The sequence below is a fragment of the Pokkaliibacter sp. CJK22405 genome (assembly GCF_046614695.1).
Taxonomy (GTDB): domain Bacteria; phylum Pseudomonadota; class Gammaproteobacteria; order Pseudomonadales; family Balneatricaceae; genus Pokkaliibacter.
This window is the reverse complement of the sequence record NZ_JBKKHQ010000013.1, coordinates 130900-143246: the sequence shown is the minus strand read 5'-3', so window position 1 is coordinate 143246 and position 12347 is coordinate 130900. Positions and strand designations below refer to the sequence as shown.

Genomic DNA, 12347 nt, shown 5'->3' with positions numbered 1-12347 from the left:
TCGCTATAAGGAATTTTTATTCCCGCTATTAGCGCTGCTGCCTGTTAAGGGGCAGGCATCCTCCTTAGGGTAACTGCCCATAGCTTAAACCATTCATGGAGTCTTTTGTGTTGAGTCCCTACCCCCGCAGTTTTTCTCATATTGGCCTGTCTGTTACCGATCTGGATGCCGCAGTGAAGTTCTACACCGAGGTGATGGGCTGGTATCTGATTATGGAGCCAACCACCATCAGTGAAGATGACAGCGCCATCGGCGTCATGTGCTCTGACGTCTTTGGCCCCGGTTGGGGTTCCTTCCGCATTGCCCATCTGTCGACGGGCGACCGCATTGGCGTGGAAATCTTCCAGTTTGCCAATGCCGAGCGTCGTGAAGAGAACTTTGATTACTGGAAATCCGGCGTCTTTCACTTCTGCGTGCAGGACCCCGATGTCGAAGGGCTGGCAGCCAAAATCGTGGCGGCCGGTGGCAAGCAGCGGATGCCGGTGCGGGAATACTTCCCCGGTGAGAAGCCCTATCGCATGGTCTACATGGAAGACCCGTTCGGCAACATTCTGGAGATCTACAGCCACAGCTATGAGCTGACCTACTCTGCCGGTGCCTACGCCTAAACCTGCCCGAGCCGGAGCGTTATTGCTGCTCACCCTGAGCAGCGATGATCTGTTATCGAAAGACTGACTTACTGAAAAAGGAGCACCGCGATGTCTGCGTTGTTTACCCCTTACACCCTGAAAAGTGTCACCCTGCGCAACCGTCTGGCGGTGCCGCCCATGTGCCAGTACAGCGCCGAGAATGGTTACATCTCCGACTGGCATGAAGCGCACTATGCGGGCATGGCCCGTGGGGGCGCGAGTCTTGTGATTGTCGAGGCCACCGCTGTTTCTCCCGAAGGGCGCATCACCCATGCCTGCACCGGCCTCTGGGAAGATGGCCAGATCGACGGCATGGCGCGCATTGCCCGTGCCATCAAACAGGCCGGCTCAGTGCCCGGTATTCAGATTGGTCATGCCGGTATCAAGGCCAGCGCCAACCGTCCATGGGAAGGGGATAACCACATCCCGAATGATGATCCGCGCGGCTGGCAGACCATCGCCCCTTCGGCGGTGAGCTTCGGTACTGACATTCTGCCCAAGGTGCCGACGGCCATGAGCAAGGATGACATCGCCCGTGTGCGTGATGACTTCGTCAGCGCCGCCCAACGTGCACTGGCGGCTGGCTACGAATGGCTCGAACTGCATTTTGCTCACGGCTATCTGGCCCAGAGCTTTTTCTCCGTGAACACCAACCAGCGCACCGATGAATACGGCGGCAGCGCCGAAAACCGTGGCCGTTTCCTGCGGGAGACGCTGGCGGCCGTGCGTGAGGTCTGGCCCGAACACCTGCCCCTGACCCTGCGTTTTGGCGTGCTGGAATTTGATGGTCGTGATGAGGAAACCCTGGCCGAGTCCATCGCCCTGATCAGGGAATTCAAAGCCATTGGCCTGGATTTCATCAGCGTCAGCATGGGCTTTTGTAATCCCAAGGCGCAGATTCCCTGGTCGAATGCCTTTATGGCGCCGATTGCCGCCCGCGTGCGTGAAGAAACCGGATTGCCTGTGGCGACGGCCTGGGGCATGGATGTGCCTGCCGACGGTGAGCGTGCCATTACGGAAGCGCAGATGGATCTGGTGCTGATCGGCAAGGGCCATCTGGCAAACCCGCATGTGGTCTATCAGATGGCGCGTGACCTTGGCGTCGACAACGCCGCCGCGATTCTGCCGGAGCAGTACACCTACTGGCTGGAGCGTTACGCAGGCCCGCGTGTCACCAGCGCAGAGTAATGTCCGAAACCATTGTCATCCGGATAACTAAGACCCGCTGGCTGATCTTTGATGGTTTGTAGTGACAAAAAGAGCCCATTCCGGGCTCTTTTCCACTGAAAATTCATAAAAACAATTAGTTAGACTTTCTTTTACACAGGCTAAAGAGGATTGGCATAAGGCCAATAATTAACGCCGACAGGTAGCCATTCAATTGGTAATAGCCCCCAAATTCTGACTCTACCGCACTCAGGAAATTCGGATCAGAACCAGTATCATAAACACCGTAGGCCATAAACAACGACACCAGAATGGCCGGTAGCAGAAAGCCTTTCCACAATCGTGCTAGTAGCGAGAATCCCATGCAGAGCGCCAATGCCAACCCCCACATAGAGGGATATGACGGCATTTTGTCTGCTACCTCAGCGAAGCAAAGTGAGGGGGCCAGAATGGTCAGCACCAACAGATAAGCCTTCACCCCTTTACCTCAACTTCTATCTTTTTCTGACTGGCCTGAATCATGGCAGCTAGGCGGTCAGTGGTTTGATTACCCAAAACCCCGCCACCCACATCAATACAGCTGGCTGACCCTTCCATATCCCCACCGTGCAAAAAGAAATTGTCACGCCCAAAGGTCTTTGTGGTAGGCACTGGATGCAGCCGGACTCGCCAGTCACCCCAGTCTCCACGCGTTCTACGAGCCAGATCGCTAGTGATACCGGGATCACTGAACTCTGTCGGCGAGATGTAATATTTCCCAACTGGGATGGGGCCTTCGAAAGGCTTAATCAAACATGCATTTGAGGACTTGTTCATGCACTCTCCACGCCCACTGGTGGCGCGTAAAGTCATGGAAAAGCAAGGAGTTGAGGCCATTAGAAGCCCCTTTGAGATAATAAATACAATCTTCATACACATCCTTATGTGAGGGTGAATACGACGGCACCACATATATCAGCACCTGATACTCACCGAATGCCAAGAACCTACAGCAGCCCTGCCGCTAACTCTACTCTGAAGTGCGGTTCGTCTCACGGGAGAACCTCGCCATGCCAGATCTTGCTTTACTGGATCTTAATCTGCTCAAGACGCTGGATGCGCTGCTGGCTGAATATCACCAGAGCATCGCCAGAATGAGAGCGCCGCTCCCTGCTGAAGCGGTATCCGTTAACCTAAGACCCACAAAACCTGACCCGCTTTGTGAATGAACAGATCCCGGCGCACAGCCTGCTTACGGTAATGGAAGCCAGTCTACAATGGCTTACCCGCATTGCAGGGCAGTATCTGCCGCGCAGTTAATTAGCTGACCCTCAGGAGTAGAAAGCCATTGTAGTGAAAGCTATGCTGTCTTTTTTTCTGGTGATGGGGAGCTAGGGGTTAGATGGATCTTGAGCAAGAGCGTACTGCACTAGAAGATAAGTACCGTAGAGAGGACTTCTGGGACAACATTCTAGGTGGGCTTCTGTTTGTTGCTTCAGCCTGTATTGTCGCAATATTAATCATTGGAGCCATTTGGTTAGTCTGGGTCGGTATTGAGTATACGAATAATGGCGGTGGCTTCATTCCTACATTAGATGCTTCAGACTTTACTAGGCAATATCGCGAGCTTTTTGGGAGTTTGGGTGATGCTGTTGGTGGTTTGCTTAATCCATTTCTAACTTTTATTAGTATTTTTTTGCTAGTAGCTTCTTTGTTCTACTCGGCTAAGCAAAATAAATTTAGTAAAAGGGAGTTAGAGTTAACTCGACTTGAAATGAAGTCTTCAAATCATGCTCAGAAAAATATTGAGATAACAAATAAGAAAGCAAGGTTGGATAATTTCATTGCAATAGCTTCGGTTAAGCAAGAGCAATTACGAGCTAATTCAACATGCTTTATAGCTGAAGTTGATGAGTTTGGTGATGATATTTATGACCAAGTCGGAGAGCCCGTGGGCAGTCAAGGACAATCATCCCCATATGCTTTTAATAAAATAGTACACGGCTATAGGGGCTTTCGCTCAAGAAGAAAAGTAGATATAAACGCTATGCATTCTATTGCTTTTTCCGAGCTCAATGGTTATGAGACTTACTTAAATTATGTTTTGTCTATAAATATTCATCTAAGAAGAATGGTTGCTGAAATTGCATTAGAAGATAGCATAAATGATGAATTGAATGATTTTTTAATTTTCGGAAATTTAGAGCTGGATCAGGATGATTTACTCAGCATTTTTGCAGTTTTTATCATAGAATTTATGTCCGGCAATAAGAAGTATACAAATAGGATAGTCGAAAGTAGTCTTCTTAAAAAGCTTAGTTTTTATAAGCTTAGGATAAACGAAAGAATTCTTGACGATAATGTTATGTCTGATCTCTTTTCTCAGTATCCAGACTTATTGAATTTTACATCAGAACAGAAAGCACTTCTTATTGACTAATATATTCGCTTAATAAGCTTAAAGAATATATAGGAAAAATTTGCAGTGAGATTCGAATATTTTGAATGCTTATATTGATAAAAAACCGCTTCGGCGGTTTTTTTATGCCCAGAAACCGGAGGAAGAAACAAGACTGCTATTTTGGCGGTGGGGCGACTATCCTTGCCGGACACTTTTCGGAGGTGTTCTGGTATGAAAGGCTGGCTGCTCCTGCTGATTGCCATCGCAGGTGAGGTGATTGCGACCTCGGTATTAAAATCGACCCAGGGGTTCACGCGGCTGCTGCCGACCTGTGTGGTGTTTCTGGGTTATGGCATGTCGTTTTACTTTCTGTCCTTATCGCTGAATACGATTGCGATCGGGATTGCCTATTCCGTATGGGCGGGCCTCGGCATTGTGCTGGTTACGCTGATTTCCTGGCTGGTGTATGGCCAGAAAATCGACTTGTGGGGCTTTGTCGGCATGGCCTGCATTCTTGCCGGTGTGCTGATACTGAATCTGTTTTCCAGGGCGTCGGTTCACTAGCCCATCACGCGAGCAAACTGCCCTCAACCTCCTAAAAAAGAGGAGCCCGATGGCTCCTCTGTAATCACTTAATACGACCCGTCACTGTCGCTGTCCTGCCTGTGGTGCGGGCGGCCATCACTCAAGTCGCCTTCCTCGGATGGCTCATTCTCCGAGGCGCTGTCGCTCCAGCTGGTCGGGTTCAGGCGCATGTTGAGGGTTTGTTGCAGCATGCGCACTTGCAGGCCAATCGGCGGTTCGCGGGAGGAGATGACCTGTAATTAATCTTATCGTTAAGTGTGATATGTATAATTCAAAGACAATTATATTGTTTTCCTTAAGAATGGAGTCTTAGATAGTATATATGCACACATTAGTGATGATAAGAAAGTTATAATTGAAACTATTGGTATTGAAAATAATGGTGTAAGAGAAAAATGACTAACTAATTTATTTTGAATGAACTCAAGGAATAGTGGGTGTAATAGATAGATTCCTAATGTCAATTTTGATGTGGCTGGAAAATATAGATTGTATTTTATATTCTTGAGTAAAATAAAAACAAGGAAAGACATCACTGTAACAGTCATACTCGGATAACTATAAAAATAGAGTCCAAATTTAATCCCTGAATTCTGTGCAACAAGATAAAAACCTATAGCAGTTAAAACTATTGTTAATGTTAGTAGAAATACAGTGATAGAAAAGCACATGTTTACTATATTTTTATTTAAAACATGTCCAAGGAAAAAATAAGGAATGTAATATATAAAAAGACTTACGGCCAAAGGGGTGTAGCTATCTTTATAAAAACTATAACTAAATGTTGTAATAGAAACGGCGAAGAGTATTAATGTAAGAAAAATAATCTCTTTATTACTAGAGTTTTTTGTTATCTTTCGAAAAAAAGGCACAAATATATATAGCCCCGCAATCATATAAAGAAACCACAAATGGTAATAAGGTGTGCCTAGTATTATCCTTTTCAAGGAGAAAAGAATAAATTTATCCGCACTATCTATTGAGCTTCTATATGCCAATAGTAACAAGTAAAAAATACTCCAGAAAATAATAGGTATTAGTATTCTTGATGTTCTTTTTAAGTAAAAAACGCTTAACGTCTCATCTTTACTAGGATCGAGTAATAATGCTCCACTAATCATTACGAAGATTGGCACACACCATCGCACTGACGAGTCGTAAAAATTACCAACCCACCAGTCAAAACTGCCTATGGTATTGCTAGTTACATTACTTGCCGCTGCATGAAGTATGATTACTGCCATGATTGAAATAATACGGGCATTGCTTAACCAATTCATTTATATTTGAATTCCATTTTCAAAGAAAGGTTAGATGATTTTTTTTAAAATTTTCGACTGAAGTAATAGTTTAGTGATTTGCCAGTTTAAAGCAATAAATTGAGAGTTGACTGATTTTATTTCTGATCTTTATGCGCCCTAGTCTGAATATGCGAAGCCCTCATCAATACTTAAGGGGATTCAGGGTCAGCTCCTGTGGCCTCAAATATGCTTAGTAACTCTTTACTCACTTAATACGACCCGTCACTGTCGCTGTCCTGCGCGTGGTGTGGGCGGCCATCACTCAAATCGCTTTCCTCGGACAGCTCATTCTCCGTGGCGCTGTCGCTCCAGCTGGTCGGGTTCAGGCGCATGTTGAGGGTTTGTTGCAGCATGCGCACTTGCAGGCCAATCGGCGGTTCGCGGGAGGAGATAACCTGCGGGTTGACCCGTGGCTGGCCGAGCTGTTGCTCCATGGTGGCCAGCAGTTGTGTCGTCATCGCCAGCTGGTTATTGAGGGCGAGGCTTTGCTCAAGCATGGTGATGCGCTGGCTGTCGGATAAGGGCGCCAGCAGGTGTTTGCACAGGCGCTCCTGATCCTGCGGGCTGAGCCGGGTAAAGAGGCTGTCGGGAATCAGCGGCGCGAGGGCCAGGCTGCTGCCCAGTGAAGGCATGCGGTCCAGATCATCCAGCCAGGCGCGGGCGTGCTCAGGCTGACTCGCCGGTTCGCTGTGCAGCATGTCACTGAAATGCAGCTCGCTCTGCAGGCGCAGAATGCGCTGGCGCGTGCCCTGAGACACCCCCGGCATACCGGAGCGAATCAGCCCGCCCAGCAGCGTGTCGATCTTCTGGCGATCCGGCCCCTGACAGGGCGTATGTTGCAGGCTTAACAGCCCCTGAATTCGATCCGTCAGGTGCAGCACCACGGACGCGACTTTATTGATGGTTTGGGGGGCATTATCACGGCCACGCTGCAGATGCAGTTGCTCGGGCGTGGCCTGGCGGTGTTCTGTGGCCGACAGCCCCGGGTTTTCCTGGCGCGCAATATGGTTAAGCTTCGCTGCCAGATCCGCCGGTGAACGTGCAGGCAGAGGCGAAGAGTTAAGCGCTCCATCGACCAGCCGGTTCACTTCTTTCAGGGCTTCATCGCAATTCCACTCGCTGCCCTCGGGCGTCATCAGCCGGCTGGGCAAATAGAAGAGTTCGGTCAGTTCATTCTGCGTTTCCTGCCCGAAGCTCAGGCGCACTTCCTCGTGATCCTCATCGCTGCCAAGAAAACCGTAGGTCATGTGGCCAAAGCCGAAGCTGCCGCGCTCGCCAATAAGGCCGGGCGAGAGGTGCTGCAGGGTATCGCGATAGAGCGGCTGGGCATCGCCGCGCTGACGATGGCCGGAGGCGCTGGAGAGGTTCAGGGTAAAGCTGTGCTTGCTGGCATCGTTTTCGTTGTTGAAGGTCAGAAAAGGCAGATGCGGATCATGGCTGCGGCACGGCTGATGGCCGTTTTCTCCGGTGAAGAAATGCTCACGGACAAAGTTGGCATTGCTGACGGCCCGCTCCAGCAGGGCAAATTCCTGCTCCCGGCAGCTCAGCATATGGGTCAGTAGCTGGCTCTCGGGGTTGCGCATCCAGTTCAGTTCTTCCTCGGCGCGACTGAGCATGGCTTCCATTTTCTGGCCGATCTCATCCGGGGCGGTGATCAGCCCGACGCCACCGGCCATCACTTTGGCCGCGCAGAGGTTGGAGAATTTCTGGTAGCTCTTGCAGATCAGCAGCTTCAGGCGACCACTGCCAATGTCGTCATGACAATGGCGCAGCAGCGCGGGCAGATCGCCCTGATGCTCGATGGTGGCATCCAGCGTCACGACCAGGGGTTTTTCCGAGGTGATGCCGTCGTCCTTCAGGCGCTGGTCGATGGCATTGATCACCTCGTTCACGCCCCAGCCGGGCTTGTGTCGGGTGGCATCGCCGGGCTGGCTGATATTCAGGGTTCCGAACAGGCTCGGGCTCTGCTCTTCAAAGCCGATGCTCAGCTCAAAATACACGGGGGATTTGTCGCCATCAGCGGTGCGCGCCAGTTCAACGCCGTCGCTGTGTTCGGCTTCCACGGCCACATCCAAGGCTGACGTCAGTGCGGCCATACCGGAGGAGGTCAGGTGCATCACCGGTGGTTTTACGTTGGGCGGCAGCAGTTCCGGGTGCAGGGCCTTGCTGGCGTGGGTGTGAAAGTCATCACTGCTGTAGGGGCGAATCGCCGCCAGACAGACCTGCAATTCCTCGCACAGGAGCTGGAAGGTGTTAGTGAACTGCAGCGTGTCCTGATGCTGGGTCGGCAGCTGCTCGGCCAGCGCCGTTAGGCCCTTTAGCCCTTCATTCAGTACCGGGTTGCGGCGGTCGTGCAGTTCGTTGCGCTTATCCAGCACGCTCACGAGCTGATCCAGCAGCTGCGCGGCCGTTTCTGCCATGGCGGCATGGCCGTGGTCTTTGGGCATATCACGCAGACGGGCGCTGGGCGAGGGTTCTGCAGCGTTGCCGCGCAGATGCGTCAGCAGCGGTGCATTGTCGATGCCGGAGTCGGGAACAATCGGGCGGGGCGGGCGCAGACTGCTGGAGGTCACCATATTGGGTGAGGGCCGGGCGCCCAGCATATCGACCTGATGATCCGCGCGGTTGCCGGCCATCATGTCATCGAAAATCACCGCGACAATGCCGGGTGCGAGGGTGCGGTAATGCACTTCATCGGGTTTGGCCTGGGCATAACTGGCGACCCGCCGCCCCATGGCTTCACTACTGACGAAGGAGACGGAATCACGACCGCGCCCACCCTGACGACGATAAAGATTGGAGCACAGCAGGTGCATGCCGCCTTCATCGTTGGCGCGGGTGTAGAAGCTGTCGGTCTGGTGGCCGCCCCGCAGGGCGCGCCAGCTTTTGACGCTGTCACGGGTCTGGTCTTTCGCCAGCGTGCTGCCGTACTGGGCGGCGATATGTTCTGCACCCGCAATGGCTTTTAGCTGCTGGCGGCGGCTATCGACGAAGGGGCTTTCATGCATCCAGTCCTGACTCAGCGACTCATTGAAGCGCTGGTGCTGGCGAAAGTGCTGCTCGATGCTGCGCGCCAGGGGGCTAGGCGGCTGTTGCCGCAACTGTGCCAGCCGCTGCTCCAGGGCTTCCAGTGTGGCCGGGTCTGCTTCGCGGGCGGGACGTGCCGCAGCCGCTTCAGCCGCAAGCGGGTCGGGTTGTTGGGTGTGGCGGGCCAGATCCAGTCCACTGAGTCGAGAGACCATAAGGGCTCCTGCGCCAGAGCGCGTTATCAGGTTATTGCGAGGTCGCGTCTTTGCCTGCCGGGTTGAGGAACCCCTGCAGACGCTGGCGTAACAGGTTCATGTCAGCACGCTGTTGCTGCTGACGCGGTGTCGATTGGCGCCGGTCCATACGCTGCTCCAGGGTCTCAATCAGGCGCTCCATCATCGGCAGTTGCTGCTGTTCACGCAGGGCGTCGCGGATGATGGAGAGGATGCTGTCATTATCCAGCGAGCTGGTCATAAGCCTGATAATGCGGTCCTGATCCTGCAGATCGAGGCGCTCAAACACGCCTTCCGGCATCTGTGCCGGTGACGTCAGCGCCGTGGCCATACCGGGCAGGCGTTCCAGATCCGTCAGCCATTCCTGACAGGTATCCTGCAGATCCTCATCGTCACCAAAATGCAGGTCATTGAGGTGCAGCTGGCTGCGATAGTCGGCGATGATGTTGCGCGCCGGTGCCGAGACTCCGGGCATGCCGGAGTAAATCAGGGCATCGAGCATGTCTTCCAACGGCTCGCGGTCCGGGCCGCCGGCAGGCTCCAGCAGCAGGTCAAACTGGCGCTCAGCCTGATCAATCAGGTGGATCATGATCGACGCCAGCTTGTTAAGGGTGAAGGACTCGGCAAAGGGACGCTGACTGTCGCGGCCACTCTGATGCCGGAGCTGATCCAGGCTCTGGTCTGCAGGCGCCTGTCGGGTTTCCTGCTCCTTGCGGGCGATATGTATCAGCACTTCATTGAGCGCCGGCTTTTTGGCGCCGCGCGGCATGGGGTGGCGCCTGAGGGCATCCCGCACCAGCTGCTTCATGTCCTGCAGGGCCTGTGGGCAGGTCAGGCGTGAGCCTTTCTCGGCATCCATTAGCCGACTGGGCTGATAGAACATTTCGGTGAGTTCGGCCTGGGTTTCCTGACCGATGCTGATGCGTACCTCATCGCGCAGCTTATCGACCTGGCCCATAAAGCCAAAGCTGGTGTGGGTAAAACCGAAGCTTGAGCGCTGGGGCACGAACAGCTCGCTTAACTGATGCCGCGCTCCGCGTGGGCTGGCGCTGTTGTCCTGTGAGGTTTCCCCCAGATGCAAGGCAAACACCTGCTTAAGCCTGTGGCTTTCCGTCGCCACCGAGACAAAGGGCAGACCCTCATCATGGCCGAGGCTTTGCGCGTGCTGGTGGTTGCCATGGAAGAAAGCCTCATCGACAAAGGCGGCGTTGCTGGCGGCGCGCTCGAGCAGATCAAACTCCTGCTCACGGCAATTCAGCATGTGTACCAGTAGCTGGCTGTCGAGATTGCCCATGCCGTCGAGATCGGCTTCAGCGGCGCTGAGGGCTTTGTTGGCATCCTGACCCATGGTGTCACGGCAGGAAACCAGCCCGACGCCACCGGCCACCACCTTGGCGGTGCCGAGATTGGCGAATTTCTGGTAGCTCTTGCAGGGCAGCATCTTGAGCCGTCCCTGCACGATATCGTCGGCAAAATGATCAATCAGGAGCGAGACTTCCCCCGCTGATTTTTCCAGGGTGCAGTCCAGAATCAGCACCTGGGTCACCGGCGAGTCCTTGTGCTTGTCCATGTGATGCTGCAGGGCCGAGATCACATCATCCACGCCCCAGCCGGGTTTATGTACGCCGCGGCGGCCGGGCTGGCTCTGATTGAGGGTGGCGTAGATGACCGGGCTGGACTGGCTGGTACGCAGCTCATCACTCAGCTCGTAGTACACCGGGGTTTTATCGCCTTCAGGGGTGCATAGCAGATTGACGGTATTGTAGCCGGTCATTTTCTCGGCGGTGTGCAGCGCTTCATGCAGGGCGCCCAGGCCCGAGGACGCCAGAAACATCGCCGGGGTGGGCACACTGGGTGGCAGCTTCTTGCTCTGCAGCATGGCCGAGGCAGCGGTACGAAAATCGCGGAGGTCATAAAATCCTGCGGCCACCAGTGCCACCTGCAGCTCCTCGCAAAACACCTGAAAGGCATTGCTGAAGGCCATGCTGTCGCTGTGCTGCGTGGTCATCTGTTCGCTGAAAATGTTCAGGCCCGACAGGCCCTTGTGCAGCAGACGGTCATGCTGATGTTCAGGGCGCAGGCGGGTTTTGCCCACCTGCAAAAACTGCTCAAGCAACGCCGCCGCCGTGCGGCTGACGGCCGCGTGACCATGATCCTTCGGCAGATCACGCAGGCGGGTGCGGATGTCGTTGGAGTCCTTGCCGAGTAAACGCTGGAACAGGCCCATATTGTCGATGGGGCCGGAAGGCGGCGCCGGATTTTCATCCGCCGTGGCAGCCATGATGCGCGAGGGCGAAGGGCGGCTGCCGGTGCTGCACAGCCAGTCTTCAGCGGATTCGACATACTCTGCGCTGGGCAGCAGCACGGCAAACACTCCCGCTGCGACTTCCTGAGTTTTGACCTTGTGCGCCTCATGGTCACTCACCACCGCCTTGAGCAGGCGCGGTACGGCGCCGCGGCGATGGACAAACACCACCGGGTCATCGGCGTTGCCGCCCTTGGCTTCATAGAGCTTGTGGCATTGCTGCTCCAGATACTCTTCGCCATAGGCGCGCAGATAACCGGCCTCAATGGGGTGGTTGAGCCGCATCATTCGCAGGGTGTGGGCATTATTGGAGGCATAGGTGGTGGCGAGGGTAATGCCATACTGGGCCGACACCGGGCCGCCGCCGGACACGGATTTAAGCTCGCTGCGCCGGGCCAGGCCAAAGGCGGTATCGTGAATCCAGTCGCGGTGAATCATGGTGCGATGGCGGGTGTAATGGTTCAGATAGCGGATCAGGTGATGCTGCACACTGTTCGCTTTCACCGGCTGCTGACGAAGCCGTTCCAACCGCTGCTCCAGCGCTGCCAGGGTGCCGGGGTCGACGGTGCGCGGAGCTGTTGCAGGCGTGTCGTTGGCGTCGTGGCCCGCCAGATCCAGACTGTTGATGGTGGTCGCCCGTGACAGTCCCGGATGTGCGCCAATGGATGAGGGCATCAGATTCTCCCGCCTGCAAGGCAACCGTCCTGGTTGCCCAAAAAA

At 53.9% G+C, this 12347-nt stretch carries 11 protein-coding genes; 5 read left to right on the top strand and 6 right to left on the bottom strand.

The annotated features are described in order from the left end of the window. The first annotated feature begins 107 nt into the window (after positions 1 to 107). The gene (locus ACKC9G_RS09510; RefSeq protein ID WP_411404714.1) at positions 108 to 608 is read left to right on the top strand and encodes a lactoylglutathione lyase family protein; all 501 of its coding nucleotides are present in this window, start codon (positions 108 to 110) and stop codon (positions 606 to 608) included. A 90-nt stretch (positions 609 to 698) separates the two neighbouring features. Next, a complete protein-coding gene (locus tag ACKC9G_RS09505; RefSeq protein ID WP_411404713.1) occupies positions 699 to 1817 on the top strand; it encodes an NADH:flavin oxidoreductase/NADH oxidase in 1119 nt (372 codons plus the stop codon). 115 nt (positions 1818 to 1932) lie between these two features. On the opposite strand, the gene ACKC9G_RS09500 is transcribed toward ACKC9G_RS09505, so the two are convergent. After that, positions 1933 to 2205 carry a hypothetical protein gene (locus ACKC9G_RS09500; protein ID WP_411404712.1) on the bottom strand — a complete coding sequence of 91 codons (273 nt, stop codon included), beginning with the start codon at positions 2203 to 2205 and terminating at the stop codon, positions 1933 to 1935. 65 nt (positions 2206 to 2270) lie between these two features. After that, positions 2271 to 2708: a tlde1 domain-containing protein gene (locus ACKC9G_RS09495; RefSeq protein WP_411404711.1), complete on the bottom strand. Its 438-nt coding sequence runs from the start codon at positions 2706 to 2708 to the stop codon at positions 2271 to 2273. A 137-nt stretch (positions 2709 to 2845) separates the two neighbouring features. Here ACKC9G_RS09495 and ACKC9G_RS09490 point away from each other — a divergent pair, with 137 nt between their 5' ends. The 3 genes from ACKC9G_RS09490 (at position 2846) to ACKC9G_RS09480 (ending at position 4740) form a co-directional block, all read left to right on the top strand. After that, complete coding sequence (locus tag ACKC9G_RS09490; protein ID WP_411404710.1) at positions 2846 to 3004, top strand: hypothetical protein; 159 nt, start codon at positions 2846 to 2848, stop codon at positions 3002 to 3004. 173 nt (positions 3005 to 3177) lie between these two features. Next, positions 3178 to 4215 (top strand): hypothetical protein, encoded by a 1038-nt coding sequence (locus ACKC9G_RS09485; RefSeq protein ID WP_411404709.1) that lies wholly within the window; start codon positions 3178 to 3180, stop codon positions 4213 to 4215. A gap of 192 nt (positions 4216 to 4407) precedes the next feature. Continuing rightward, on the top strand, positions 4408 to 4740 hold the full coding sequence (locus ACKC9G_RS09480) for a DMT family transporter (RefSeq protein WP_411404708.1): 333 nt from the start codon (positions 4408 to 4410) through the stop codon (positions 4738 to 4740). A 68-nt stretch (positions 4741 to 4808) separates the two neighbouring features. Here the strand turns inward: ACKC9G_RS09480 and ACKC9G_RS09475 are convergent, their stop codons facing one another. From ACKC9G_RS09475 to ACKC9G_RS09460, 4 genes are all read right to left on the bottom strand, one after another. Then, positions 4809 to 4952: a hypothetical protein gene (locus tag ACKC9G_RS09475; protein ID WP_411404707.1), complete on the bottom strand. Its 144-nt coding sequence runs from the start codon at positions 4950 to 4952 to the stop codon at positions 4809 to 4811. 90 nt (positions 4953 to 5042) lie between these two features. After that, complete coding sequence (locus ACKC9G_RS09470) at positions 5043 to 6041, bottom strand: acyltransferase (RefSeq protein ID WP_411404706.1); 999 nt, start codon at positions 6039 to 6041, stop codon at positions 5043 to 5045. A 230-nt stretch (positions 6042 to 6271) separates the two neighbouring features. After that, on the bottom strand, positions 6272 to 9304 hold the full coding sequence (locus ACKC9G_RS09465) for a hypothetical protein (protein WP_411404705.1): 3033 nt from the start codon (positions 9302 to 9304) through the stop codon (positions 6272 to 6274). 31 nt (positions 9305 to 9335) lie between these two features. Further along, positions 9336 to 12302, bottom strand: a complete 2967-nt coding sequence (locus ACKC9G_RS09460; protein WP_411404704.1) for a hypothetical protein — start codon at positions 12300 to 12302, stop codon at positions 9336 to 9338. Between the last annotated feature and the right edge of the window lie 45 nt (positions 12303 to 12347).

What these genes read in the sequence shown, in the direction of transcription:
- ACKC9G_RS09505 (WP_411404713.1), top strand. Translation starts at nt 699, where the DNA reads ATGTCTGCGTTGTTTACCCCTTACACCCTGAAAAGTGTCACCCTGCGC.
- ACKC9G_RS09500 (WP_411404712.1), bottom strand. Translation starts at nt 2,205, where the DNA reads ATGCCGTCATATCCCTCTATGTGGGGGTTGGCATTGGCGCTCTGCATG.
- ACKC9G_RS09495 (WP_411404711.1), bottom strand. Translation starts at nt 2,708, where the DNA reads ATGAAGATTGTATTTATTATCTCAAAGGGGCTTCTAATGGCCTCAACT.
- ACKC9G_RS09490 (WP_411404710.1), top strand. Translation starts at nt 2,846, where the DNA reads ATGCCAGATCTTGCTTTACTGGATCTTAATCTGCTCAAGACGCTGGAT.
- ACKC9G_RS09485 (WP_411404709.1), top strand. Translation starts at nt 3,178, where the DNA reads ATGGATCTTGAGCAAGAGCGTACTGCACTAGAAGATAAGTACCGTAGA.
- ACKC9G_RS09480 (WP_411404708.1), top strand. Translation starts at nt 4,408, where the DNA reads ATGAAAGGCTGGCTGCTCCTGCTGATTGCCATCGCAGGTGAGGTGATT.
- ACKC9G_RS09475 (WP_411404707.1), bottom strand. Translation starts at nt 4,952, where the DNA reads ATGCTGCAACAAACCCTCAACATGCGCCTGAACCCGACCAGCTGGAGC.
- ACKC9G_RS09470 (WP_411404706.1), bottom strand. Translation starts at nt 6,041, where the DNA reads ATGAATTGGTTAAGCAATGCCCGTATTATTTCAATCATGGCAGTAATC.
- ACKC9G_RS09465 (WP_411404705.1), bottom strand. Translation starts at nt 9,304, where the DNA reads ATGGTCTCTCGACTCAGTGGACTGGATCTGGCCCGCCACACCCAACAA.
- ACKC9G_RS09460 (WP_411404704.1), bottom strand. Translation starts at nt 12,302, where the DNA reads ATGCCCTCATCCATTGGCGCACATCCGGGACTGTCACGGGCGACCACC.